The 26,980-nt window shown below is 41.4% G+C and carries 23 protein-coding genes; 7 read left to right on the top strand and 16 right to left on the bottom strand.

What is annotated here, in order from left to right:
- Positions 1-10 precede the first annotated feature (10 nt).
- From brxC to MHI54_RS04655, 4 genes are read right to left on the bottom strand one after another with little or no spacing between them, the layout of a single operon-like run.
- Complete coding sequence (gene brxC / locus MHI54_RS04640; protein ID WP_340082428.1) at positions 11-3,595, bottom strand: BREX system P-loop protein BrxC; 3,585 nt, start codon at positions 3,593-3,595, stop codon at positions 11-13.
- 20 nt (positions 3,596-3,615) lie between these two features.
- Entirely contained in the window at positions 3,616-4,182 is a 567-nt protein-coding gene (locus tag MHI54_RS04645) for a DUF1788 domain-containing protein (RefSeq protein WP_340082429.1), read from the bottom strand.
- A gap of 11 nt (positions 4,183-4,193) precedes the next feature.
- Entirely contained in the window at positions 4,194-4,790 is a 597-nt protein-coding gene (locus MHI54_RS04650; RefSeq protein WP_340082430.1) for a DUF1819 family protein, read from the bottom strand.
- A complete protein-coding gene (locus MHI54_RS04655; RefSeq protein WP_340082432.1) occupies positions 4,791-5,057 on the bottom strand; it encodes a TIGR04540 family protein in 267 nt (88 codons plus the stop codon).
- A gap of 785 nt (positions 5,058-5,842) precedes the next feature.
- Between MHI54_RS04655 and MHI54_RS04660 the strand changes: the two genes are divergently transcribed.
- Positions 5,843-7,405 (top strand): recombinase family protein, encoded by a 1,563-nt coding sequence (locus tag MHI54_RS04660; RefSeq protein WP_340082433.1) that lies wholly within the window; start codon positions 5,843-5,845, stop codon positions 7,403-7,405.
- Here MHI54_RS04660 and rlmD read toward each other — a convergent pair.
- From rlmD to MHI54_RS04675, 3 genes are all read right to left on the bottom strand, one after another.
- Positions 7,318-8,721 carry a 23S rRNA (uracil(1939)-C(5))-methyltransferase RlmD gene (rlmD, locus tag MHI54_RS04665; protein ID WP_340082434.1) on the bottom strand — a complete coding sequence of 468 codons (1,404 nt, stop codon included), beginning with the start codon at positions 8,719-8,721 and terminating at the stop codon, positions 7,318-7,320. The two genes, MHI54_RS04660 and rlmD, sit on opposite strands and share 88 nt — an antisense overlap.
- A 242-nt stretch (positions 8,722-8,963) precedes the next feature.
- On the bottom strand, positions 8,964-10,490 hold the full coding sequence (locus tag MHI54_RS04670) for an AbgT family transporter (RefSeq protein ID WP_340082435.1): 1,527 nt from the start codon (positions 10,488-10,490) through the stop codon (positions 8,964-8,966).
- Between the two features lie 503 nt (positions 10,491-10,993).
- Entirely contained in the window at positions 10,994-12,655 is a 1,662-nt protein-coding gene (locus MHI54_RS04675) for a polysaccharide deacetylase family protein (protein ID WP_340082437.1), read from the bottom strand.
- 391 nt (positions 12,656-13,046) lie between these two features.
- On the opposite strand from MHI54_RS04675, the gene MHI54_RS04680 reads away from it, so the two are divergent.
- Positions 13,047-14,390, top strand: a complete 1,344-nt coding sequence (locus tag MHI54_RS04680; RefSeq protein ID WP_340082439.1) for an MATE family efflux transporter — start codon at positions 13,047-13,049, stop codon at positions 14,388-14,390.
- Between the two features lie 294 nt (positions 14,391-14,684).
- Here MHI54_RS04680 and MHI54_RS04685 read toward each other — a convergent pair whose 3' ends face one another.
- Positions 14,685-15,206 (bottom strand): LysR family transcriptional regulator substrate-binding protein, encoded by a 522-nt coding sequence (locus tag MHI54_RS04685; RefSeq protein ID WP_340082923.1) that lies wholly within the window; start codon positions 15,204-15,206, stop codon positions 14,685-14,687.
- Positions 15,207-15,212: 6 nt separating this feature from the next.
- Positions 15,213-15,572, bottom strand: coding sequence for a LysR family transcriptional regulator (locus MHI54_RS04690; RefSeq protein WP_340082441.1), 360 nt, complete (start codon positions 15,570-15,572; stop codon positions 15,213-15,215).
- Between the two features lie 411 nt (positions 15,573-15,983).
- Here MHI54_RS04690 and MHI54_RS04695 point away from each other — a divergent pair, with 411 nt between their 5' ends.
- The 5 genes from MHI54_RS04695 to fni all read left to right on the top strand — a co-directional run bounded on the left by MHI54_RS04695 (position 15,984) and on the right by fni (position 19,845).
- Complete coding sequence (locus tag MHI54_RS04695; RefSeq protein WP_340082443.1) at positions 15,984-16,565, top strand: non-oxidative hydroxyarylic acid decarboxylases subunit B; 582 nt, start codon at positions 15,984-15,986, stop codon at positions 16,563-16,565.
- Complete coding sequence (locus MHI54_RS04700; protein WP_095214985.1) at positions 16,565-17,983, top strand: non-oxidative hydroxyarylic acid decarboxylases subunit C; 1,419 nt, start codon at positions 16,565-16,567, stop codon at positions 17,981-17,983. Before MHI54_RS04695 ends, MHI54_RS04700 begins: the two co-directional genes overlap by 1 nt.
- Positions 17,984-17,997: 14 nt before the next feature.
- Complete coding sequence (locus MHI54_RS04705) at positions 17,998-18,228, top strand: non-oxidative hydroxyarylic acid decarboxylases subunit D (RefSeq protein WP_095214986.1); 231 nt, start codon at positions 17,998-18,000, stop codon at positions 18,226-18,228.
- 81 nt (positions 18,229-18,309) lie between these two features.
- Positions 18,310-18,762 carry a pyridoxamine 5'-phosphate oxidase family protein gene (locus MHI54_RS04710; RefSeq protein ID WP_340082445.1) on the top strand — a complete coding sequence of 151 codons (453 nt, stop codon included), beginning with the start codon at positions 18,310-18,312 and terminating at the stop codon, positions 18,760-18,762.
- 12 nt (positions 18,763-18,774) lie between these two features.
- The gene (gene fni / locus MHI54_RS04715) at positions 18,775-19,845 is read left to right on the top strand and encodes a type 2 isopentenyl-diphosphate Delta-isomerase (RefSeq protein ID WP_340082447.1); all 1,071 of its coding nucleotides are present in this window, start codon (positions 18,775-18,777) and stop codon (positions 19,843-19,845) included.
- A 52-nt stretch (positions 19,846-19,897) separates the two neighbouring features.
- Here the strand turns inward: fni and MHI54_RS04720 are convergent, their stop codons facing one another.
- The 7 genes from MHI54_RS04720 to MHI54_RS04750 all read right to left on the bottom strand — a co-directional run bounded on the left by MHI54_RS04720 (position 19,898) and on the right by MHI54_RS04750 (position 26,591).
- Positions 19,898-20,752: a methyl-accepting chemotaxis protein gene (locus tag MHI54_RS04720; RefSeq protein ID WP_340082450.1), complete on the bottom strand. Its 855-nt coding sequence runs from the start codon at positions 20,750-20,752 to the stop codon at positions 19,898-19,900.
- 394 nt (positions 20,753-21,146) lie between these two features.
- The gene (locus MHI54_RS04725; RefSeq protein WP_095214990.1) at positions 21,147-22,127 is read right to left on the bottom strand and encodes a tRNA-dihydrouridine synthase; all 981 of its coding nucleotides are present in this window, start codon (positions 22,125-22,127) and stop codon (positions 21,147-21,149) included.
- A gap of 364 nt (positions 22,128-22,491) precedes the next feature.
- Positions 22,492-23,184, bottom strand: coding sequence for an N-acetylmannosamine-6-phosphate 2-epimerase (locus tag MHI54_RS04730; protein ID WP_095214991.1), 693 nt, complete (start codon positions 23,182-23,184; stop codon positions 22,492-22,494).
- A gap of 257 nt (positions 23,185-23,441) precedes the next feature.
- Positions 23,442-23,780, bottom strand: a complete 339-nt coding sequence (locus tag MHI54_RS04735; protein ID WP_095214992.1) for a hypothetical protein — start codon at positions 23,778-23,780, stop codon at positions 23,442-23,444.
- Complete coding sequence (locus MHI54_RS04740) at positions 23,781-25,613, bottom strand: DUF6792 domain-containing protein (RefSeq protein WP_340082454.1); 1,833 nt, start codon at positions 25,611-25,613, stop codon at positions 23,781-23,783.
- 5 nt (positions 25,614-25,618) lie between these two features.
- Positions 25,619-26,227: a hypothetical protein gene (locus MHI54_RS04745; RefSeq protein ID WP_095214994.1), complete on the bottom strand. Its 609-nt coding sequence runs from the start codon at positions 26,225-26,227 to the stop codon at positions 25,619-25,621.
- Positions 26,228-26,441: 214 nt separating this feature from the next.
- A complete protein-coding gene (locus MHI54_RS04750) occupies positions 26,442-26,591 on the bottom strand; it encodes a hypothetical protein (RefSeq protein ID WP_340082456.1) in 150 nt (49 codons plus the stop codon).
- Positions 26,592-26,980: the final 389 nt, after the last annotated feature.

The following is a 26,980-nucleotide window of genomic DNA, read 5'->3' on the forward strand; positions in this document are numbered from 1 at the left end:
TTTCACCCCATTACTCAACAAACTCAATTTGTTTATTTTCTTTAATAATCTGTTTTAGCTTACTGGATAAAGCATTGATGTACTTATCGACATCATCTTCTGTAGTTAATGTTTTAACATTAACCAGCTTTGTTACTTTTACTGGTTGCTTTTGAATGGTCGGCTCTACAGGCGATATAGGAGGATCAACTACTTCACCATCAGGACGTTTTCTTTGTTCTTCTTCCTTTTTACGTTTCCATTCGGCAATTTCCCGCTCGATATGCCCCTCCATTTTTTCCTTGAAGCTGGTGCTTTGAGAAACTGTTGCGTCAACTTTATAAATATCTGTAAATGTATTTACATTAGCATTAAGTTCTTGATAGTAACGAGTTACTCGTTCTTTCGTTTCATTGGATACACCATATTGTGATGTCAATAATGATAAGTAATCACTATCATCTTTTAGTTTTTTATGAGCATTTTCTCTCTTCTCATTAAGGACATTATTAATTTGTTCATCCATTGCATGAATAAGCTCTGGAATGTCCTTTATCTTTTTGTAAGGTATAGGATCCTGAAGAATAGACTGGAGCTTATTAATAAATCCTTCTACCTCTGCACCCATCAAATAAGATTTACTTTCATCATATTTTCGTAAGGCTGCCAATCCATCATCAAAGATCTTTTTCTGATCAGTACCGAAGAAACTTTTGACATAGACGATGTCCTCTTCCCAATCAAGTAAGTCATCTTCTAACTCCTTCAATTTATTGAAATAAGATACATTGTCTAAGCCACTGTGGAACTGCTCAAAGTATTCTAATCCTTTGTCAAGTAAGCTCATACCAGGATACTTTCTACCCTCATAACGGGCTTTGTACCCCTTGATTTCGTCTATCTGTTTTTCAACAAGTAGTCGAATGTCCTTCAATAGTCCATCTTCATCATCAGCTAAATCTGTTTTATTAAAAACATCCTTACAAATACTTTTAGCTGTTTTAATTAATTTTTCGTCAACTTTTACCCTCTTCAACACAATAGCTTTGTCGGCTTCCTGTGTCTTTGTAAAAATCGTTACAAGCGTATTAACATTATCTTCAGGTTCCAAGTATTCTGCATTATACCGAATTCGAATACGTTGTTCTTTTAATAAATGTGCAATCATTCCTGCTATATCAAGCGTCTTCCAACCATATGGCTTATCTCCGAAACGGTCGAATAAAATTTTAATTCGTACCTGCTTTTTCAAGTCGTCTTGTAAGCTGATAAAATCAGACACTTCACGCTTTGCCAGCTCATTTGGATTTACCTTCAAAGTTTCTTCAAAAGACAATTGTTCATCATCTGAAGCAAGGATTGAAATTAAGGCCCTCTCATTATCTAAGTGTTCCTTTACATAACTGAGTTTTGTATAGACATTATCGACTAACATCGTAAAGGCAACATTTATTTTCTCACGAACAGTCGCTCCTTTAATTTCTACCTTATCCCCATTAATAAAGAAGGCACTATCTTTAATTGCATCCTCTAAAAGCTCACGAACCCTTCTTCTACGTTCACGAACTTCCGCTTGTTTATTATTCAAGATATTTTGAATGTTCTCAGGAAGTTGCGTAATATTCGTTTTCTTACGGAATTCCTCAATACGCAACGCTTCCCCAATTTCCTCGATATAGGCCTCATTACCACCAAGTTTAATGATCATTTCCCCATTACCCGAAGTCATCATCATTAATTCTTGCTCGGACTTTTGGTAATGATCTGATAGTGGAGAAAGAATTTGCATTCCTATATTGGATGTTTGGTTTCCATAGTTTTTCTCATCCATTTTCTGATTGTAGGCAAATGAGTATTCACTGTTGTAACGGAAACGCTTTTCATCATATACGTCTTGGAAAATATAGTTTGCTAACTCCCGCTTAACAATGTCCTCATCTATATTTAGGGATTTGATTTCTCTGTTAATGTCTTGCTCGTCATCTGTTAAAAAGATAAAATTATCCCCATTTTTCTGTACCAACGTTTGGGAAATTAGCTTACGTAAAGAAACTTTAATTTTCTCTTTAAGCTGTAACTTATCCTCATCAATATGAGTAACCATTAGAGTAGCAATATTATCGAGATTTGCTGGCAGTTCTTTTACATATTTAATCATGAATAGAACCTTTAATAGATCAATGTTAAAATCATCATCTTTTAGGGCTGGATTTTCATAGGCACCTTCGATAACTCTTGAAATGGATGGATTCAAAAATTCCTTTATCGTGTCATAAAAGGCATAGAAAGGTATAAGTGTACCTTCTTCAGAATTCTTATATTGAAGACCAGCTTCTTTAAATGCTGATAACATGGAGCGTTCCCCTTCAGATAAATGCTTACCAGAAGAACCATGTTTCCTTACTTGCTCAAAAACGTTTTGTAACAACTTAAATTGATAAGGCATGAAAGGATACACATCTGCGAATTCCTGTTCATTATCAAACCCACGTAAATCCGCTGTGCTTTCTCTGAAACTAATTAGATTCTTTAAAATAGCACTTTTTTCAGGATAAAGAACCTTCAATTTGTCATTAGCAAAATCCTTTTTCAAAAGGATACGCTTTTTGATAACTTCATCAACCGAGATGGATGATAGAGAGAGTCTTGTATCGAATCGCCCTTGGATACGGGAGAAGTCATCACCTTTAACTTTAATTATGCTATCAATACTCTCTTGAGAAGTAACCATAATCCAAACCTTACCCTTACAGTGGGTTCCAAGGTCTTCAGCCACTGTCTGCAAATTCAACATCAAACTACGGTTATCACCGATGTATTGGCCGATCTCATCCACTAGGAAAATAAGGTGAAAGTTTTTCCCCTTACTATTGATGTAATCATTTACGTCTTTCGCAAACTTTTCGATACTAATTTCGAAATTATTTACACCATTCTCAAACCAATTTCGAGCAGACTCTTCCGTCATATCAGTTACTTTCGTTAAGGCACCAATGACAAAATCTGCATCAAAGTAAAAACTATTACGACGTTCTTCCCATGCTTCACCAGCCAAAGACTTAAATTCCGCTTTAAATTCCTCATAGACTCCCTGTTTATCTAGGTACTTCTCCATCTCAGCTACTCCAGGTATATCTCCGAAGTAGCCACGATGCTCATAAAAAACCTTCATGAAGACACGGAGAATTGCGTCTTCTTTTGATTTGTTATCGAGTGAACCTTTTGAATCTATGTTGAACAGAATGACTTCTGTTTCCACATCAGCCGTTCTTTGCATATTCGCATATACAAGAGGGTCTTGTACTTTTTCTTGAAAGAAATCTATTGCTTGTTTACCTTTCACCTTCTTATTTTCAAGTAAGTAAGCAAGGATCTTTAGAAAGTGTGATTTACCAGAACCAAAGAATCCAGAAATCCAAACACCCATCTTATCTGTTACACCATTAATCCCTTTTTGATAATTCTCATAAAACTTAGAAAGGTGTTTTTGCAGCTCACGGGTAACAACATACTCGTCCAATTCCTGATAAATATTATCTTCATCTTGTTGAGCTACTTTAATGACTCCACGAATATCACGTTCAATGTCTTTTTGAAACATATCTTTAATAATCATCTAATTTCCCCCTATCACTTTTAATCGACTAATCGAAAAGCTCGGTAATAATTATCATCCTTAAATTTTCCAAACAATTGTAATGATTGCCCATCATATTTTCCAGGAAAAAACATGATAACAGGAACATTGTCCAACACTTCTTGTAAGTTATTTAAAATATTGTGGGAACGAACAAATGGATAAACCTTACCTATTCCAGTGAGGAACACCACATTATAGTCTCCCATTTGTTCCTTAATTTTTCCTAGAAACACTTCTGGCTTAGCAAATGTCGTCATCGCTTTAAACAATTGATCTTTTCCTTGACGTTCTTCCATTTCAAAGATTCGGTCAAAGATCCTTTTATCCTTTGTAATTTCTAACAGCATCTTATACAAATCAAACTCAATAATTCTACGGTTCGATCCTTCATAACCAAATTCTTTCTTAATATGCTTAATATAATCCCTTACCACAAGTTCATCTTGCGGCTCGTAGTCAAATACGTAAAAGCTAATTTCATTGCCAAGGCCACGTCCCTCTATGAACTTATCCTCTTTAATTTTCGGTATTATCTGATCCAATCTTGCATTCAAATTTGCCACATATTTACCCCCTACTCACCCATTGCACGTATATAACGAGCATCACCAATTTGAGTGAGATGATTCTTTATCTGTTCATCAATGATTAGCCTGTCTAACTCTTTACCTTTTCTGGTTCTTAACATTCCGCTTTCATACAATACTTGCATGTAAGCCCTTTTTAACTTTTCAATATTAATATCGCTCCAACTGGCTACCTTTTCACTTTGTTCCGCCTTAGAGGTGAAGAAGAGATTAATGTCCTTCTTTTCTATTAGATAGTCATTATTATGTAGCTTTTCCCCTATTACCTCATCCATGAATTCAAAGAATAGCAAATCAGTCTTCATAATGGCATATAGGTTAAGGGTTTTTCCCGTTTCAATGGAACCTTCTAACATTAAAGCAGCAAGTGTTTCATCAATAGCTTCTGCCCTTTTCATAACGGAAGATAAAGCTCTGTTGATTCTCCCTTGATTATTAAATTGAAACAGATTTTCTTCTTTTATTTTTTTTCTTATTTCATCTTTAGCTAAGCCCTGTTGTTTCAACTTTATAACCTGTTTCAACTCAAAAAGTAAAAAGGATGCCCCATTCAAACTTGAAGAATATTCTAATTCCATTGTCATTCAATCAAACCTTTCAGACAAGACTATTTTCCTATTTATTTCCAGTATCTTACCTACCACAGCTAACCGCCTTTTACCACATTGCTGCTGTACTACTTTTGTGAACTCATTGTCCTTTATTAGTTTTTCTTGATTATGTTGATATAAATTTTTAATTCCATCTATTAGCTCATTCTCTTTTATCTCTTCCTGCCAATAGGAATCCACTAACCTATTCAAATCAACAGCCAAATCTCTCTGCGTACGGTAGAACAACTTCAATTCCACAGATTTCACCTCTACGATAAATCTTACTTAATTTTTATTTTAGTCTTATTCTACTTGGAACTCAACGGAAAAGGTAGGCTTGTTTCACTATTTAAACTTTCTGTTAACATGTTCCCTTCAACTAAATAGAGAAAATATCCTTTTCAGTTTAGTACCACTAGAACAGCATATTATTGAAACATGAATTAGCCTCAAACAATAAGAATATGTATACCCAGGTTAAATCCCCCCTTACTGACATCTGTTACTTTCATAATAAAGTATTACGGGGTAGAGAAGGGGTGGGGCGCAAAACCCAAATAACCGAAGGGAGGTCAAATGCTACACCTCCCCAGAATTTTTTTAAAAAAATTTCACCTATATTAAGGACTTTTATACTAGTTATGTAGATTATTAAAGAATAATAGAGAAAAATTGAATATGTATTCGAATAGTGTTACTTCATTTCTTGATAAAATTGCAGAGCCCTTGACACATTGTTTCATCACTTCTAAGCGAAATAGTGTCTATTTCTACTCTTAATTATAATTAATATTAGAAATCAGCTGAGATCACTACAAATCATTTACGAGATATTGTAGAAGAAACAAGGGTCTAGACCTCAAATAATATTTGGGGGAATTATCAATGAATATCGAGCGAATTTTCAAAGAAGATACAAACATCACAATTCAAGATACTTTAAAATCCATGGTCAACGATATGATTGACAGTTTAATCAGCATTTACTATTCTCAAGATAAGGTGAACACTACTACATCTCATGTAGAAAGGAAAGATGTGGCATGAGATGTGCAGTATATGTAAGGGTTTCAACAGATAAAGAAGAACAGAAATCCTCTCTTGGAAATCAAAAGGATCTTTTCATTAGATATATTTCTGATCGAGGTTGGGATATCCATAACTTTTATGTTGATGTGGAAAGCGGAACAACAGAAAAGCGTCCACAGTTACAACAATTAATAGCGGATGCAAGAGCTAAGAAATTCGATGTGATACTGGCTAAGGAACTTTCACGTCTGGCACGTAATGGTCGCCTATCCTATGAGATTCGTGATATTGCTGAACAAAGCAAGATCCATATCATTACCTTAGATAATGCCATAAACACATTAGAAGGTAATGGGCAAATGTTTGGTATTTATGCCTGGATGTATGAACAGGAATCACAAAGGACAAGTGAGCGAGTCAAAGCAGCTTTAAGGAGCAGTGCACAAAAGGGATTATTCAAAGGATCCAATCCTCCTTATGGTTACATTTTAGAAGATAGGAAACTTCGGATAAGCCCTGATGAAACACCAAACATCGTTAGACGTATCTTTAGAGACTATCTTTCAGGTAAGGGCTTTGATCGCATCGCAAAGGAATTGTATGAAGAGGGATTTCCAACACCTGGACAAGTAGCCGGAAAGAAAAACGCCAGTGATAAGTGGCATGGTTCAACGGTTAGGACAATTCTAGAGAATCCACATTACACTGGGGATTTGGTTCAAGGACGGACCACGACTAGAAGTGTCACAAATAAAAATCGGGACCAAGTTGATTCAGGAAAGTTTATTATTGTCCCTAATACTCATGAGGCAATTATATCGAAAAACGATTTTGAAGCCGTCCAGCAATTAATAAAGAGTAGAAAAAGAACACGTCCTCAGGCAGAAATGCATCTATTTACTAATACTGCTTACTGTGCAGATTGCGGACGTGGAATGCATTATAAAAAGAACTGTAAGGGTTATTTGTGCGGGAATTACAACAAACATGGTATAAAAGCATGTAGTGATCATTTAATTAGAGAAGCTGATTTAAAACTAGCTATTCTAAATGACTTAAAAAATCTCGCCTCGGTTTTGGACAATCAGGAAATTTTGCAAACCCTTGAAGCCAAACTGAATCAACAGAAAAAGAATTCAGAAAAGCAAATTAGAGACTTTGAGAGGGAATTAGACCGACTGAAACAAAAGAAAAAGAAGTCTCTCAATTTATTTATTGACGAAAAAATCTCCAAAGCAGACTATGATGATTTCATAAATGATATTAATAACCAGATGAATAGTATCAATTCTAGGATTAAGCAATTGAAATGTTCTCTTGAAGCCAATAATGATGAATTAGCATTCAATGAAGTTAAACAACAGTTAGATGCATTTATTGAATTTCAAGAATTAACTCCGGAAATACTTCACCGCTTTATTGAGAGAATTGAAATAAAAGCAGATGGTAGTCCGAGGATCTTTTACCGATTCTCGAACCCATCTGCTCTTTATTTAATTAATTCTATCAACGCACAGCACTCCACATGCATCGTATGCGGGAACAAATCAACCGGCTGCACTTGGTCCAATGTATAACCGAATTGTTCGAGTTCCTTGACATCGACTGCAAATGATTCTGGGTTGCAGGAAACATAAACGATCCGCTTCGGCTGGGATCGGCCGATCTTTCGCATTACTTTACCGCCTGCGCCGGAGCGCGGCGGATCCAGCAATAGCAAATCAGGAGTTCCCAGCTGGTCCAGTACACGATCAATGCCATATCTTGCGTTTTCAGCCAGGAAGTATGTGTTGTCAATGCCGTTATCTGCTGCATTTCGTTTCGCAGATTCAATGGAGCTTTCCACGATTTCGATGCCGGCAAGCTTTTCCACCCTGCTGGCAAATGGAAGGGAGAAGGTCCCCACTCCGCAGAACAGCTCCAGCATTTTTTCATCTTTCTTCGGCTGGGCCATTTCAAGGGCAAGGTCGATCAGTTTCTGAGCCTGTACCGGATTCGTCTGGAAGAATGTATCGAACCAAAGACGATAGCGATAGCCTCCGATTTCATCATAAATGAAATCACGTCCCGCCAAGACATGTGTATCCTCTGACTGTGTACGGTCAGCCCAATCCGTATTGACAAGCCATAGCAGACTTTTCACCTTTGGATGTTTTTCCTCGATTCGCTGCTTTAAATCCTCTACCGCTTGTGCCAATTCCCCATCAGGAGTTTCTGTCGCAAACAGCCCCAGCATGATTTCGCCCGTGATGAACGACTGCCTTACCATCAAATGACGAAGCAGACCTTCGTGTTTCTCTTTGTTATAGCCGCTCAATCCATGATCTTTGGCCCATGCCGCCACTTCCATGACGGCATCCTTCATATCGCCGCCAGCGATCAGACATGTTTCAAGCGGGATGATATTGCGGAAATTCCCCTGTTCATGCAAGCCCATCGAACCATCCGCAGCAAATGTGAACTCCATCTTATTGCGGTAATGCCATGGATTGTCCATGCCGATGGTGTCCTTCACCAGTGCAGGATCAAAGCCCTGACCGATCAATGATTCCTTCACATGAGCTGTTTTTTGTCTTAACTGTCCTTCGTATTGCCAGTGCTGCCATGCACAGCCGCCGCAAAGATCAAAATGAGGGCATGGTGCCGGAACACGTTCCGGACTGGCCTCCATTACTTCCTCCAAAGCAGCTTTTGATCTTTTCGCATGCGGCCAAGCTACCGTTGCCCGCACTTTTTCGCCTGGCAATGTTTTGGGGATTGTCAGTTTCACCTTACGCGGCTTATCCTGTCCTCTATCGATCCATACTGCGGCCTGGCCAGACCCTTTATTGTCTAAATGGCTGATTTCTGTTTCCATGACTCTTGGTTCCATGATTTCACGTGCCATCTTCATTTTACTTTTCCTCCTTTCTTACGGAATCGATTAATCTATCATATAATGAAAGGTAATTTCTTAAAATGATTCCTATACTTTTTTATCATGTTTTGCCGCTGGATGCCAGATAAATATTTCAACGGCTTTCCTAGGAAGTATCGTCAAAATATCGGCTTATAAAAAGATGCAGCTCAAAAAATATCTTAAAATAAAAAAAGACTCGATCCGGATTAAGGAATCGAGCCCTTTCAAGTGAAGGATCAAGGATATTCAATCGGGGTGCCAGGTCCGATCGGCAGCCCAATCCACATCCAAATCAGCATCATCACCACCCAGCCGAGGCTGAAGACAATGGAGTACGGAAGCATCGTCGAGACCAGCGTCCCGATTCCGACCTTCTTATCATATTTTTGAGCGAAAGCGATGACGATGGCAAAGTATGGCATCAATGGGGAGATGACATTTGTGGTTGAATCCGCTATTCTGTACACCAGCTGTGTGAATTCAGGTGAATAGCCTGACAGCATCATCATCGGGACGAACACAGGGGCCATGATCGCCCATTTAGCAGAAGCGCTGCCGATGAACAGATTGATGAAGCCAGAAACGACAACGAAGGTCAGGATCAGGGGAACTCCTGTAAAACCAGTAGCATCAATGAAAGCTGCACCTCTTACTGCCAAGACAGTACCAAGGTTCGATTCATTGAAATAAGAAACGAATTGAGCCGCAGCAAAGGCTAAGACGATGTACGACCCCATCGTTGCCATTGTTTCCGATAATTGATCTGCGACATCCTTATCATTTTTGATTTCTTTTGTGAGCAGCCCATAAACAAGACCCGGGATAAAGAATACGATCAGGATGACCGGAACCAGCGTATTCAAAAATGGTGCGTCGATGATATTGGCTTCTCCCGCCCGCAATGGTCCCCATGAAGGAATGACAAGCAAGGCAATCCCTATAAGGGTAAGGAGAAATGCAATTAGTGCTCCCCATAGACCCTTCTTCTCTTGCGACCTGAGGTAATTGACATCTTCATTTACACTGCCTTTATAAGTGCCTAAACGAGGTTCCACGATTTTATCGGTGACCCATGTACCTAAAATTGTGAGCAGGAAAACAGACGCGAACATGAAGTAAAAGTTCATCGCATAATTGATACCCTCCGCATATTCCGGGCTGATAATCGCCGCCGCGTCCTGCGTCATGCCTCCAAGCAGCGGATCAAGCGAAGTCAGCAGGAGGTTTGCACTATAGCCGCCGGATACCCCGGCAAATGCCGCAGCCAGACCAGCCAATGGATGGCGCCCAAGCCCTGCGAACAACACCGCTCCCAACGGAGTCAGCACCACATATCCTGCGTCAGCTGCCATACTGGACATGACACCGCCGAATACCAAAGCTGCCGTCATCAATGTACGCGGAACAGATGTCACAAGCCCGCGCAAAGCCGCACTGATCAATCCAGAGCGTTCTGCAATCCCGATACCAAGCATCGTTACCAGCACAGTCCCAAGCGGTGCGAAATCGGTAAAATTTGTTACCGCACTTTCGAACAGATAGAGAATCCCTTCTGCGTTCAGCAGATTTTTGACCGCGATTGTTTCCCCTTCATTGACCGGGTCTTCTACACTGACCCCGATGGCAGAAAAAACCGCGGATAAAACAACAACAATCGCCGCAAAGATGAAAAACAATGTTACCGGATGAGGAAGTTTATTCCCGACACGTTCGATACCATTCAAAGCACGCATGACGAAACCATTCTTTTGTGACTGTTCCACGTTTTAATCCCCCTATTCAGACTAGATTAAAAATTCAAACAATCGTATGAAAATAACACCCTAAGTATAGACAAGAGCTCCCATGAATGAAATAGGCAAAATAGCCAGTTGTAGGAGCTGCAGCTATACATGAAAAAGACCTAGCATCCGGAAAGATCACTTCACGAACACCAGGTCTAAATCAGGATATTCATTTACTTTGCATATCTGTGCTGAGCCAGCTTAATTCCTTCCGCCGCGCGTGTTGGATCTTGCCTTTCCTCTTCTTTGTTCATCCGGCTTCTTACCCTCGCCATTCTTTTTCTCCCTCGGAGCATAGGAGTCTTTTACCATGGAATACCCCTCCTCATTGAATTGGTACAGGGTTAGGATTACCGTAATAGAGCGTGTTATACAGGCTGCAGGTCCGGGCGGCCGGTGCTTTTTTGCACGTATTCCGCCCGGCATCCATAGATCATATCACCTTCCTTCAAAAGGACAAATATCCCCATTTGGTTGACTCCCTACTCCCGTCTCCTTATTACCAGCAATGAAGCAGCAGGTAAAATAAACAAAACTAACGGAATAGCCCATATCAGGGATTTCTTGATAAACAAATTCCGTTCATAATCACTGGCTAAGAATGGCTTCTCAACTTGGTATCCCCCGTCTTTAGTTTGGATTCGAATGTCCTTTACCTGGACCAAGTTATCTTTTTGTTTTAAATCAAGCCAATCCCCATTGACCTCATTCAGACTTTTGACGACTTCTTTTAAACCATCAAGTCCAAGATAAGGATGGTAAAAAGCGGATAAATATGATTGGCTGTATTTTGATCCAGTTTCTATTTTAGCGTTCAATTTCTCCATGGCTTTGGCATCGCCTTGCTCGATATAACCCAAAGTCTCTGGATACAAAATCATACCATGCAGGAAATCGGGTTTCGATTCATGCATGGGGGCATACTCGCTTTGCCATGTTGAATCAGTAAGCTGCAATTGCCCGACATAAGAAGAGAAATGTTTAGAGACTATACGATATCCTTGCTGGGAGATTGCATAGTGCGGCGCCTCAAAAGCAATCGGATATAAATCATGTGCAACCAGCTCCTCCACACCGCTTCTGATTGCATTTTCCATATATCCCTTCTCGTATTTTTCTCCTTTCTTTACAAATTCATCATACTCCTCAGCAGTTGAAAAATCCGATCTTTGCTTCGCTTTATCTTTGGCTGGTTGATAAATGGGCCGATCATTCTCCGCATCCCAAAATTCAAATCCCTCTCCTGTCTCTGAGCTGCGGTATTGGTGCTTGTAACCATGCATGATGATACTTGCGCCGTTTTCTTGCATATACCGCAATGTATCCACTAATTTCGGCGAATCAGAGAGATGAACAATTTTGTCTTTATTTTCATATACAGGAATCACCGCAACCATATACGGGATATTTTCCTTCTTCAAATATTCAGCTTGTTCCCGCAATAATTCCGGATCTGCCATTGGATGCACATCCTCCAGTCTCAGATATTTGACGGTCCCCTTGCTCCCGTCATTCAGAAAAAGACGAAACGACTCCGTGACTACCTCCCCGAAAGGGTTATACAGATTCTGCCCGGAAAAGTAATAATCATCTTCCGCATTCACCACAAGAGGCAATGATCCGCTGCCATCCGCTTTATATCCAAACCCCGAGACCTCTGCATCGTCTGCAGATACCTCATAAACAATGCGATCTTCAGAAAGATCCTGAACTAAATCATTTTTTGGCAACGCAACTTGGTTGACCAGGGCCTCCCCCCTTACATCCAACCATGGCAGCCTCTCCTTGAATTGCTCTGCATTATGTCCGATGGCATAGAATGCTCCTTTGTAATCATCGATGGCACTTTTCATATGGTGCGATAATGTCTTCTTCCCCGCCCCTAAATAGATAACATATTCATAATCATTCAAATTCGCTTGATCTGCTTCTTCATCTTCCATCATTTTATAATCATTTTTGAATTGACCAACCATTGTTTCCAAAATACGTATGTCTTTCATTTGTTCTTCAATTGTTTTGCTGTATAGGACCAGTACAGTATTTTCATTCCCACTAGCAAAAGAAATACCAGGAAAATCAAATGCAAAAACTGTAACGAAAACAAAAACCAGTGATACGGCAAACCCTCTTTTCAAGAACATCGCCTCTTCCCCCTGAAATATACCACCCCTAAATTTTACCATATAATTGGATGATAGATGGAAAAATCAAGCATGACTCATTTCCGCCAGATCCCCGCCTCTGATATGTTCGTATTTCTTTCGGAATACGTGTAACGGTCCTGATAAAAACGAATTGTTGGACATCTGCTTCATCCATTTATATCCTTATAAAGTCTTCTATGCTTAAACATTTATAAATCGCATAAATCAGGATGCGCTCCGATTTGTGCGGTTTTCTTTTCTGTGTTATAACCTAATTTAGTGTTTATGTTCTCGATATGGTATATATTCATTTCGGCATGCACGGAGCTAGTCAGAACGATATTTGCATGTGCACCCATATATTTAAAGATAGGGAGTGTCGATCACCTTGGTGCAACAGGATTTCACAAAAGGCCGGATCATGCAGCAGCTCATCACATTTGCCGGTCCTATCATGCTTACGAACTTGCTGCAAGTTTCCTATCAATTCATCGATAGTCTGTGGGTCGGGAATCTTCTCGGAGCGAATGCACTCGGTGCGGTGACCGTCTCTTCCACCGTTTTGTTGACGATATTGGCATTCATCCTCGGAATCAATAATACCACCTTGACGGTTTTATCCCAGCAAAGGGGCAGAGGCGACAAAAAAGGATTAAGGGACTATTTGAATGCCTTTGTTGTCGTACTCTGTTCATTATCGATATTTGTCGGTATCATCGGTCTGCTTTTCTCCCATCAAATTGTCGTCATGCTCAGCACGCCCGCCGATATGATAGACGAGGCAAAGGTTTATTTGCAAATCAACTTCCTGGGAATTTTATTTTTGATGGGCTATAACTTTATCGGCACCGTTTTAAGGGCTTTGGGAGATAGTAAAACGCCATTGAAGTTTGTTGTCATCGCCGTTCTCCTGAATACGATTCTGGATCCATTATTCATTTCCGGGTTTGGCTGGGGCATCCAAGGAGCAGCCTATGCCACTGTCTTATCGCAGGCAGTCGCTTTCCTTTTGGGTATTTGGTATACACTCCGTCACAAGCTTGCTCCATTGACTGTGCCATTCTTGCCCACGAAGGAACAAGTCGGGCTTATTTTGAAGCTCGGCATACCATCAGGATTGCAAATGATGGTCATCTATGCCGGAGTGACTGCTATCATGAGCGTGGTCAATTCCTTCGGCGGAGCGGCCGTTGCCGGATTCGGTGCTTCCCAGAGAATCGACAGCCTGATCACCCTTCCTGCCATGGCATTGGGCACAGCCGTCAATAGTATGGCGGGGCAGAATATCGGTATCGGTCGCTGGGACCGGGTTAAAGAAATCGCTAAGTACGGAGCCCTGTACAATTTAGCCATCATGCTTGTAATCGCTGTCCTTGTGTTTGTACTGGCAGGACCGCTGACCAGCTTATTCATCGAGGAAAAAGATGCTGTCTCATTCGGTACCGACTATTTGATGATTATTGCATTCTTCTATCCATTCATCGGACTCAATTTCATTTTGAATGGCATTGTCCGAAGCTCAGGCGCCATGTATCAGGTACTGATCCTCAACATTTTATCTTTTTGGCTGCTGCGATATCCGCTGACTTATATCTGCTCTTCCCTGATTGGGCAAAACGGTATTGCATTGGGCATGGGGATCAGTTTCATCCTCAGCAGCATCTTCTCTTTTTCCTATTATAAATGGGGAAAATGGGATAAGAAGCAGTTGTTTACCGATGAAACACGCTGAAGCAATGACAAAAAAGCAGCTCAAGTTTTTCAAAACTTTGAGCTGATTTTTTCATAGGCTAAAGAACAAATAAACATGCCATGGTTCCTGATGCAAGCTGCCTTCATAACCAAATTTTTGACAGCTAACTTCCCTTTTCTTTTTATCCGTACTTTCTTTCCAAGAATAGCTGTCTGACCTTCTCATCCACTTTGATAATTATTGCAATATCAGCTGTCCACCTCAAGGTGAAACATCCCTATCCGAAACCGATGAGTCTAACATAATTAAATAGCTTTAGCTGACAAATTTCAACTACATTCCATTGGACGTCAAAAATTCAATCAGCTTCCTGCCTGCCTTGGACATATATTTGTCCTTTGTCCATACGACTGCCGGCTTGGCTCTTAGAAACGGTTCCCGGATTGTCATCACCTTGAACTTCCCATCATAGGCCTGATGTATTTCGGAGCGCGGAATGACCGTCATTCCCATGCCTGTCGCTACAAAGGTCAATATAGTGGAGACATCGGGACAATCCAGGACAACATTGGGGCGGAGACCTGATTTATGAAAATGGGAAAGAATATTTTCGTACAGCCCGACTCCAGATATTCTTTTGACCAAAAGCAGATCCTGCGCAGCGACTTCCTCGAGGCTGATGGAATCTTTCGGAAATCGCTGTTCCCATTGCCTTGGAATGACAGCTACGAACGGATCTTCTTCCAACGGTACGATTTCATACTGCTTTCCTTCGACTGGCAGGAACAGCAATGCAATGTCAATCACATGCTGCTGCAGCAATTCCTCTAGATAATGGGTATCGCCATTGTATATTTTTACTTATACCTTGGGAAATTCTTTATGGAACTGTGTCAGATGCGGGGCAAGATGAGAAACACAAATCGCGGAAGTCCCGACTGTGACTGTCCCGGTGATGCCTTTCCTGATTTCTGCTATTTCTCCTTTGATGGAGTCAAGGGACTGTAGCAGCTGGCTGGATCGTTCATATAAAATCCGCCCCGCTTCGGTTACCTGCCACTGCTTCCCTTCCCGGATGATCAAGGTCACCCCCAGTTCTTCCTCCAATTGCTTCAACTGGAGGCTTAGTGCTGGCTGAGCAAGGTGCAGGACTTGTGCGGCTTTGGTGATTTGTTTTTCTTCTATGATTGTTTGAAAATATCTCAGCTGACGAATATCCATAAGCTCTCCTCTTTCGTATACAATTCAGGTTTCCTAACTTCTTTAGTTATATCATATTGGAAATCCTCCTAGATAAGCCATTGTTTTGCAGTCCTTTTGCTCTTGCATGCCATACCGAATCATCCCCCCACAATGGTACCCATGCATCCAATCGATGGGCACGCTTTCCGCTTTTACGATCAGCCAAAACACCGACAGCCGGTATGTCTGGGATTTTCCTGTCCGGTGACATCGCGTTCCACTCTTATCCCTCTCCTCTTCCAGGTTTCTGATTAAAGGAAGCATCAAGGGTTATCCATAATTTGTTCTTATGCATTGCATAATTTATATATATTTTATTTATTAAATAAGGAAGCGTATACTTTTTATCTGTAGAACAAGATAAAACGTTTAGCTGAAAGGTGGGAACTGATGAAACTTATTGTTGGCATCTCCGGCGCGACAGGTGCCATTTTTGGCATTCGGATCCTGGAGCTTTTGAAAGAAGCAAATGTGGAAACGCACCTGGTGATGTCTCCCTGGGCTACAGCCAATATTCCTTTTGAGACTTCCTATTCCGTCAAGGAGATAGAAGCCATGGCTGATTTCAGCTATTCCCATAAGGATCAGGCAGCAAAGATATCAAGCGGCTCCTTCCGGACGGATGGCATGATCATCGCCCCATGCAGTATGAAATCACTAGCTTCCATTCGCAATGGACTGGCAGATAACTTACTTACACGTGCAGCGGATGTCATGCTGAAGGAACGAAAAAAACTGCTTCTAATGACCCGGGAAACTCCATTAAGCCCGATTCACTTGGAGAACATGCTGGAGCTTTCCCGTATGGGTACGATCATTTTCCCTCCAATGCCTGCCTTTTACAATCATCCGCAGGATCTGGGAGATATGGTCGATCATATAGCTTTCCGCGCATTGGACCAATTCGGTATTGATTTATCGGGTGCAAAACGATGGGAAGGTATGAAACCAAAAAAACAGGAGGATTTATAATGGCCTATAAAGATTTTCGCGATTTTCTTTCTACATTGGAAAAAGAAGGGCAGCTTTTGACCATAAGTGATGAAGTGAAGCCTGAACCTGACATTGCAGCGGCTACAAAAGCAATGAGCAAAATGGGCGCTGAAACGCCTGCCATGCTATTTGATAATATTTATGGCTATACAGATGCAAAAGTAGCTATGAATGTAATGGGTTCCTGGCCTAACCATGCGTTGATGATGGGATTGCCGAAGAACACGCCTCTGAAGGATCAATTCTTTGAATTCGCCCGTCGATATGATCAATTTCCCATGGAAGTAAAACGGGAAGAGACTGCACCATTTCATGAAGTGGAAATTACGGAGGACATCAATCTTTTTGAGATTTTGCCATTGTTCCGTTTGAACCAAGGAGATGGCGGTTTCTATCTGGATAAGGGTTGTGTCATTTCCCGCGATGTGGAAGACCCGGAAAACTTCGGCAAACAAAATGTCGGTATCTACCGCATGCAAGTAAAAGGAAAAGACCGCATAGGGATCCAGCCAGTCCCGCAGCATGATATTGCCATCCACTTGCGTCAGGCAGAAGAACGAGGCGAAAATCTGCCTGTGGTCATTGCCCTTGGAAATGAACCTGCCATCACGACAGCCGCAGCAACACCACTGCTTTATGATCAATCCGAATATGAAATGGCAGGAGCCATTCAAGGCGAGCCATACCGAATTGTAAAAGCCAAAGATTCCGATCTTGATATTCCTTGGGGAGCGGAAGTCGTACTTGAGGGTGAACTTTTGGCAGGCGAACGTGAATTCGAAGGTCCGTTTGGCGAATTCACCGGCCACTATTCCGGCGGAAGAAGCATGCCCGTTATCAAAATCAATAGAGTCTATCATCGTAAAAACCCTATATTCGAACATCTTTACATCGGCATGCCATGGACAGAAACAGATTACATGGTTGGTATCAACACCAGTGTGCCTTTGTATCAGCAATTGAAAGAAGCATTTCCAAACGAAATCGTGGCAGTGAACGCCATGTACACACATGGATTGGTAGCGATTGTATCCACGAAGCGCCGTTATGGCGGTTTTGCCAAGGCAGTGGGAATGCGCGCCATGACTACACCGCATGGACTAGGCTACTGCAAGATGGTCATCGTTGTGGATGAGGATGTCGATCCATTCAATCTTCCACAAGTGATGTGGGCACTATCCACCAAGCTGCATCCAAAACATGACACTGTCATCATTCCTGACCTATCTGTCCTTGCATTGGATCCTGGTTCCTCACCAGCAGGTATCACGCACAAAATGATCCTGGATGCAACGACACCATTGGCACCGGAAACAAGAGGCCATTACTCACAACCTCTTGATTCCCCGCTTGATGTGGATAAATGGGAACAACGGTTACGGGAATTATTAAAATAAAAGGAGTGTTCGATATGCATACTTGCCCTCGATGTGAATCAAAAGAAGCCACTGTTGTAGCAAAGTCGCCAGTTGAAGGTGCTTGGGAAGTCTATATGTGTCCGGTATGTATTTTCACATGGCGTTCTATTGAACCGGAAACGATCACGAACCCAGAAAAATATAATCGTGCTTTCAAGGTTAATCCAGATGATATCCCATCTGCGGAGAATGTTCCGGCTCTTCCTGCCAGATATATAAAATAATAAAAATACCATATAACAGGGCTAGTCTGTAACAGGCTAGCCCTGTCCTGGTATATCGATTTTCAGAAAGGACGTGCAAGCATGGAAATATCGGAAGAATTGTATGAGCTGCTCAATGGATCCGATTTGCAAGACAAACAGCATGAAGCAATGCTTTTCATGACTGTCACCGAGGATGGCTGGCCGCATAATGCCATGGTCAGCGTCGGGGAAGTCGTAGCTTTGGATAAAGAAAATCTAAGAATCGCACTTTGGCCGGGAACCACCACGGCAAAGAACTGTATGCGAACCAAAAAGGCCACACTGGTATCCGTATATAAAGGAAAGGTCTTTTATGTCCGTCTTGCCTTGAGTCCCCTTGGCGTACTGGCAGACGCCAAGCATCCTTTGGAGCGATTTGCGGCAAAGGTGATTTTTTATAAAGAAGATACCGCTAAATATGCGGAGATTACTTCCGGCATCCACATTGACTTGAAGGATCCGGAGTCCGTCCTTGATCGTTGGAAAGAGACAATCCGGGAAACACTGCGGTAAGGAGGTGCAGCTATGGACGAGTCTTCCATCCGGGAGAACCGGAAAGACGAGCATGTACAGCTTGCATTGACTGCCGAAAAGGCAGCCCGCTCTGATTTTGATGATTTAACCTTCATTCACCGCTCCCTTCCTGAAACGAATCTAGATGAAATTGATTTAACCGCAAAAGTGGGGAATCTGCAGTGGGATTCCCCTTTGTACATCAATGCCATGACAGGGGGCAGTGTGAACACAGGAGCAATCAATGCACAGCTGGCAGAGGCAGCTGCAAAAACCGGTATTGCCATCGCGGTTGGCTCCCAGCATTCCGGCCTGCGAAAGGCATCACTCGCAGATACCTATAAGGTGGTCCGCAAAAAAAATCCCGCTAGTATCGTGTTCAGCAATGTTGGAGCGGATGTATCAACGGACTTCGCTTTACGAGCGATCGACATGCTGGAAGCAGATGCGCTCCAGATTCATTTGAATGTTCCCCAGGAAGTCGTGATGCCTGAAGGTGAGCGGCAATTTTCAGGCATGCTCGGGAAAATCGAGATCCTCCTCACAAAGACATCCATACCTGTGATTGTAAAGGAAACTGGTTTTGGCATGAGCTTCGAGACCCTCTCCCAGCTGCAGCGTATCGGTGTGCGATATGTAGATGTCAGCGGCCGCGGCGGCACGAATTTTATTACGATTGAAAACGAACGGCGGGCGGAAAAAGATTTCCGTTACCTGAATGGCTGGGGGCAGTCGACACCTGTTTCTTTGCTGGAAGCTCAACCATTTTTACAGGATATGACCATCCTGGCCTCCGGCGGCATACGCAATCCATTGGATGCAGCGAAATCATTGGCACTTGGAGCAGCTGCAGCCGGTGTTGCCGGCTCCTTTTTAAAGATACTGCACACAAAAGGTACAGACGGCTTGATCAAGGAAATAAACAGGTGGAAAACGCATTTGAAAATGATCTTTCTTATGCAGGGCACCCGTTCCATCCAAGACATGCAGCGTAATCCCATCATGGTGACTGGATCACTTCGTGAATGGTGTGAACTTCGTGGGATTTATCCAGAAAAGCTTGCCAGACGGAAAAAGATATAGCCAAATAAAGACTGCTGCCTGTCAATGGCAGCAGTCTTTATTATGGTATGACTCATTTCATTTCGGACAATCGTTCAGCTGTCTTGGCAATATTTTCATATGCATTTTTCAACTCGCCAATGGTCCCATAATTTTTATGTATACTATCCATGACTTGATTCACCATTTCCGACATGGTTTCCATGGATTGCGTAATCTGCAATAATTGCTTCGATATATCCTCGGCGGAGCTTTTGCTGGTATCGGCCATCTTACGGACCTCATTGGCAACGACGGAAAATCCCTTCCCATTCTCTCCTGCTCTTGCTGCTTCAATGCTGGCATTGAGCCCGAGTAAATTGGATTGATCCGCTATGCCTTTTACAGTGGAAGCCATCGTCTTAATCTCGTTTATATTGTCTTTCACGACATCGAATTCTTCGATAAGTTCCCCCATATCGGTAACTGCCGATTCAGAGGAGCGATGCACTTCATTTGTGCTTTGGTTCATCTCTTTTACCAGGGACATGAATTCCGAAGAGCTGCTCTTCAGGATATTTTCCTGATTGGTGATATCCGTCGCAATTTTAATGATACTATCCACTTTTCCTTCCGCATTGATGACTGGTGTATAAAAAGCATCCAGCCATAGGATGCTTCCGTCTTTCCTGACTCGCTCCACCTTATTATGATATAGCTTATTGGCCCGGAGATTCTCCCAGAATACTTCATAATCCCTGCTGGCAGAAAATGCGCGCGGACATAATTCTCTATGATGCATCCTTTGCAGTTCTTCTGTGCTGTATCCGACCACTTGGGAAAAATTGTTGTTCGCCCATACTATTTTTCCTTGTGAATCAAATACAATCATTGCCACGGCCCGCTCTAAGGCTGTGAATAAATGTTCCCGGTTTAAATCAACTGGCATAAAATCCCTCCACTTATTTGTCATACAATATTCATTACGTTCATACTACTTATCGGCTGTATGTAAAGATTGTAAAGTGTGGAGTGGTTTCTTATTTATAAAGGATAACTCGGGACGATTACAATCTCAAGCTGCACAAATACGCTTTCTCCAGATTACATCATGTATGTTTCCCATGAATCACGTTTCTTGCCATCCGGAATATTCTATTTCCCGGCTTCGAAATCCTCCCTATAAAACTGACCATTATGCTGCATCTGCAATACGGGATCGATGCCATGTTTATGTATGGCTCAGCACGTTTCAAAAGACTTCGTCATCTCCCAACCGAACAAAAAAGACCCGGAAATCGGAAATACCACTTCCAAAATCCAGGTCGGAACTTGTCTTGCTTTTATTCATCGGACATATCAGCACGCTCTTCCTCAAACGCATCAAGCAATGCACGTGCTTCATCGGTTGACTTTGTATTCATCAGATTATTCCTTAACTGACTTGCTCCTTTAAATCCTTTGACATAGATTTTAAAGAAGCGAGGAAGCGGCTTGAAGGGACGCTTTACGTCTTGTGAATACTTGTCATGGAGATCCAAGTGCAGCCGCAAAAGATCCAGCAATTCTTTGCTCGTATGCTCTTTCGGCTCCTTTTCGAAAGCAAATGGATTTGTAAAGATACCGCGCCCGATCATGATTCCATCCACACCGTATTGTTCAGCTAGTTTCAAGCCGGTTTCACGATCCGGGATATCGCCGTTGATCGTAAGAAGTGTATCTGGTGCCACCTCGTCACGAAGTTTCTTGATTTCCGGGATTAATTCCCAATGCGCATCGACCTTGCTCATTTCCGCCCTTGTACGCAGATGGATGGAAAGATTGGCAATATCCTGCTTCAAAACATGTGTCAGCCAATCACGCCATTCGTCTACCTCCGTGTAGCCAAGCCTTGTCTTCACACTTACCGGCAACCCGCCTGCTTTTGCTGCTTGTATCAATTCCGCTGCAACTTCGGGACGGCAAATCAGACCGCTTCCCTTTCCATTCCCTGCCACATTCGGCACAGGGCAGCCCATATTGATATCCACACCTTTAAAGCCTTGCGCTGCCATCCCAATGCTCATTTGACGGAAGTTTTCCGGTCTGTCCCCCCATATATGCGCCACCATCGGCTGTTCATCCTCTGTGAAGGTCAAACGGCCGCGCACGCTATCCTTCCCATCCGGGTGACAATAGCTCTCCGAGTTGGTAAACTCCGTAAAGAAAACATCTGGTCTGCCAGCTTCACTCACGACATGACGGAACACAACATCCGTCACATCTTCCATTGGCGCCAGAACAAAAAATGGTCGTGGTAAATCACGCCAGAAATTATCTTTCATATATAAAATTCCTTTCATTATATATACCAATATAAAATCTTATCATATAACTCCCTGTTACACTTATAGCATGCTTGAACACGCTTTATCAAACGACAGTAAATTATGAACATTCCATTTTTATCATCATCAAATAAACCGTGCACTGAAAAGTTCCCCATCACACTGTTTCTTAAGGCTATATTAAAAGATGTAAGATATACTCAAAACATTATCCCATAAATAAACTAAAAGCAGATCATACATATCAAAAAAATCCAACCATATTGCAAAATTTATCCGTCGTACACTTTGCCATATATATCCAAACAAAAGTTAAAGGACAGCATCCTGCTGGATCTGTCCTGATTATATAAAGCGTCAGCTAAACTTGGCAGCTTCGTTTCATTCCCTCCATGAACCTCTCGGTAATCTGCTGCGGTCTCGTGATCGCTCCCCCAACAACCACCGCATATGCACCAATTTGTAAGCATCGTCTTGCCATTTCCGGTGTAAGTATATTCCCTTCAGCAATGACAGGGATACTGACATTTTCAATTATCCTGCTTAGAAATTCAAAATCGTCAGCATGAAGTTTCTTGCTGCTTGTTTCTTCTGTGTAGCCATACAAAGTGGTGGACACACAATCAAAACCAAGCTGTTCTGCTTGTTTAGCATCTTCCAAAGCTGCTGCATCCGCCATCAATTGTATAGAAGGATTCTTTTCTCGAACATATTGCACTAATTGCGCTAACCCGATGTTTTCAGGTCTTTTTCTCCTTGTAGCATCCAAGGCAATCATCTCGCAGCCGCTTTCAAGCAGCTCATCAATCTCTTTATAAGTAGGGGTAATATAAACCGTCGAATCATCATAATCACGTTTGATTATTCCAACTACTGGAAGATCCACTTCTTTTTTTATTGCAATGATATCTTCTTTGGAATTTGCCCGTATACCTTTGGCTCCCCCTTGCTTTGCAGCTAATGCCATTTTGGACATGATAAATGAACTATGCAGTGGTTCGTCCGGCAAGGCTTGGCAGGATACAATCAAATTACCTTTAACTTCGTTTAACATGCCGGCTTTCCTCCTGATGGATTGAATGTATAGAGCCTTATTAGCAAGAACTGTTGTCGCACTCTCCAACGTACGTGTAAAAACTGGAAAATTAAGACTGCCATTAAATTGACGACACTTGGCATATCTAATTTAACAAAACATATGATATGCAGTCAGAACGATTTATCCGGTATCTTGATAGGAAGAACAGTCTTCACGGTTTTAGAGGGAGTTAGGACAGAAGAAGAAACTAGTATACATGGCTCATCCCTTCTTCATTCCATACTATGATCTTCATAAGTAACCGATATCCGCTGCTCCTTCATTTCTGCCACTTGCTCATTGAATGTAGTTACAGCTTTGTTTATCTTCCTGGTAACATCTTCGCATAGTCCTTCATCATGATTCATCCGATTTGCCGTTTCCTTCTTCATGGCATCAATGATTTTTCCTTTTTGATCCCCACCAATGATTATCTTATTTACATAAGAATAGAATTCTTCATCATTCAGTCTAATTCCATCAATCGGAGTGTTCAAAGTCTTTTTCTTATCGGAGTAATCCTTGTTAGGGATTAGCTGTTCCGTAGCTTGGAATGTGCGTTGCTGTCCCATTTAGAACCTCCTTGAAAAATCGAATAGCCTGGATACATTGTCCTCTTCGTCAAATAAATCCTCGATGGCCTTACGGTACTTCTCGATATACAGCTTGCCGCTTTCCACTGATTTTTTTAGTTCATGGATTTCCTCATCAAAGTCACTATTCTCCAAAGGGCAGAAGACTTCATGTACTTTGATGGACTTCATTTCCTTATTGAATGCGGGTAAGTGTCCATGCTTGGCTAATAAGTCACGGTAGCTACTTGGACTGGATTCCATACGATTGATCTCGTCCTGGACTTTTCGCTTTTCATCCTTATAACTTTCATCCAATTCCTCTTTTACCGCTTGCTCGAAATTCCGAATCTTGGTTTCTTTTTCTTCTAGGATGGGGAGGGTCTCTCTATACATGCGGAGTGCTGCGGAGATGTTCACTTTGATAGGATCGCCCTTGGTTGCTGTGTAGACCATATCTGCACCGAAATAGCTTTTATTTCCTTTCGACATGGCAGCAAGCAGTTCCGGAATGCTATGGCTGGCTACTATTTTATTTAGACTCTTAAAAAAACCGCTATCTTTCATGCGATCCACCGATGCCGTTAGCGATGACTTTATCCATACCAGACTTCCGCCAAATGCAGCCGTAGAGATATCTTGCAAAAATTGAACACCAGACAAACTGGAATTAGCATTCAATCCATCTTCTATCGTTGAAAGGTGCGACTCTATAAGTTCCAGTTCTTCAATCATCGTATCTTTTTCTTTTAGGGATATATAACCCGCTTCTTGTAACCGTCCAAAAATCAAGTCCTTATTATCCAAAACGACTCTGACTTTATCCAGTAAGGGCGGGACACTCTTATTTAGAGCCTTTACCGTTTCATCGAATTCTCCTTGATTAAACGTGTACCAGCTTAAGAAACTCCCGAGGCTGTTTACATCTTTTAGATAATCCATATTCACCCCAAAAAGCTGTTTAGCGACCTCTTTTGTGCCACCCGCATTATCTGCTTTTGCATAAATTAAAGCCAAGTCCTGTACATCTTTTATAACTTCAGGAGGAATGTCTTTTGCTAACTCGCCAATACCTGGAACCGATGGATTTGTATCATACACCTCCACTTCACCTATCTCTACGATTCCGGGAACATAAGTAGTTAAGCCATTTAAAGGGTCGTCTGAAGAGATGATTTGATGGATATCATCTGATTTATCTTTGTAATAGTTCTTAGTGAACTCTTCAATTTCATCTGCTGGAACAGTATCACGCAATTCATCTTTTAATCTCACATCGAATTCATCACTTACCGCCTTTTGAAACTCCCTGTCTAATTCAAACAATTCATACGCATTTACTTGCGCTCCATTCATGCCATAGACTTCATCGAACGTATCAGATCCAAGAAAAGAAGTTGCGTTATTATGGTGTCCTAATGAATGCCCCCATGAGATGACCTTTGTGTCTTTATCAACTCCTAAATGTTGCTTTGCTTCAGTTACAAATGTATCTGTGGAAGCGGGTTGTACTGTAGATTCACCTGCGAATACACCTTTGGCATTAAAAGACCAATCTGGACCATTTGTTGAGCCTTGTGAGATAACGTACAGTTCTTCTTGTTTGCCATCATCGACATATATAGCCGTTCCATCATATCCAGAGGATGCAAGTAGCTTATTATTGGAGTCAGATGTGTGGAATATCTTGATATCTGCATCTAATAACGAGCCCGTTTCTTCCAAATAAATCTGTTTTATTTTGGACTCCATTTCCGCAGCATCCATATTCTTATATTCTTCATTGGTCAGTCTCATTGATATCGACTTATAATCGAGTATGTTTTCAGCCATTGGACTCACTTACCTTTATTATCCAGGAATTTTATGGATTTAAATACCTCTATTACTTTTTCCCGTTCTTTATCTTGTAAAGAAGCACATTCATCTTTGTCGATATCTTTTCTACAAATAATATTCGTAAATATCTGTGCTTGCTGGTCATTGTCATTCCAAATAAGTGCAGCTAGTGTCAAGGTAGAATCATCCGGTTTCATTTCTGCCACTTCAATGTACTGATTCTCATAATCCGCTTCTAGTTTTTCAAAATTCAATTCCTGCCCGGCTCTTCTATTCATATAATCCTTACTCCATTCAATGTCAGATACAGGACTAATATAGTGAATGGTGAACTCATCCATCGCTGCTATATCATTGTCTTCATAATGGAATATGAGGGATTCATATAGTTCGTCCGGCTGTGCGTTACTGGTATCATCAACAACCATATCTTCAGGGAAGTGAAGAGTGAATCCATTCGTCTTAGAGATTAATGGGTAATAACCGTCTTTAACTTGTTCAGTAGACTGCATATATTCTCTTGTATATTCATCTTGAAATGCCGGTACATCTGGTAAATCATTCGGATCCATCTCAGAAGGGGAGAGGGACTCTTTGCCATTACTCATATTGCATCCTCCTATAATCAGCGTTGTTAGCAAAAGAAAGATTACAAATTTAAATTTCACGCAGCGATACCTCCATAAGGTTTGGATTATTGCTGTAGTCCATAAAAATTATACAAAACACATCCAATCATTCCCAACAATTGTATAGGCATTTTCAAAAACGGTTCTTTAGTCTTGGGGATATGGGGCAGTGTTATTTTCCTGACAAATGTTATTATCCTTCTTCCTCCACATTTAATGGAATAATCTTGCCATTTGGGTACTCCTTTACCAACTTGCCATCCTTCTCGTATACAATATACGTATTATTCTTTTTTGCCTGTTCCATGGCCACTTCCCCGGTTCGTTTTATGTACTCATCCATCCCCGCATACTTCCTCTATTGTTCTTTTATCCGCCATACTTAAGACCTCCTATCGATGCCCTTACCTTGAATAGCATAGCAATGACTCATTTTTGTTATCCCTATTTCTTCATTCTTATCTCTCACAAACACAATATCAAGGAATAATACAAGCTCAATTAAAATTCTTTTCTCTACTATGTACAACAATAATAAACATTTCCTAAATAAGACCCGTCCAGCCCGTATTCCACCGTTCGAGTTAAAATAAAGATTTCCTACCGAACCCTCATTTCCACACTTTTTCTATTCAAAATCAGCTGTTTTTCACCCGCTTTTCCACCTGTTTTTTCACCCTTTTTCCTCAGTTAAAATAAAGATCTCCCAGAAAAGAAGGAAGAGAATATCGA

It is taken from the genome of Terribacillus sp. FSL K6-0262 (genome assembly GCF_037977385.1).
Lineage (GTDB): Bacteria > Bacillota > Bacilli > Bacillales > Amphibacillaceae > Terribacillus.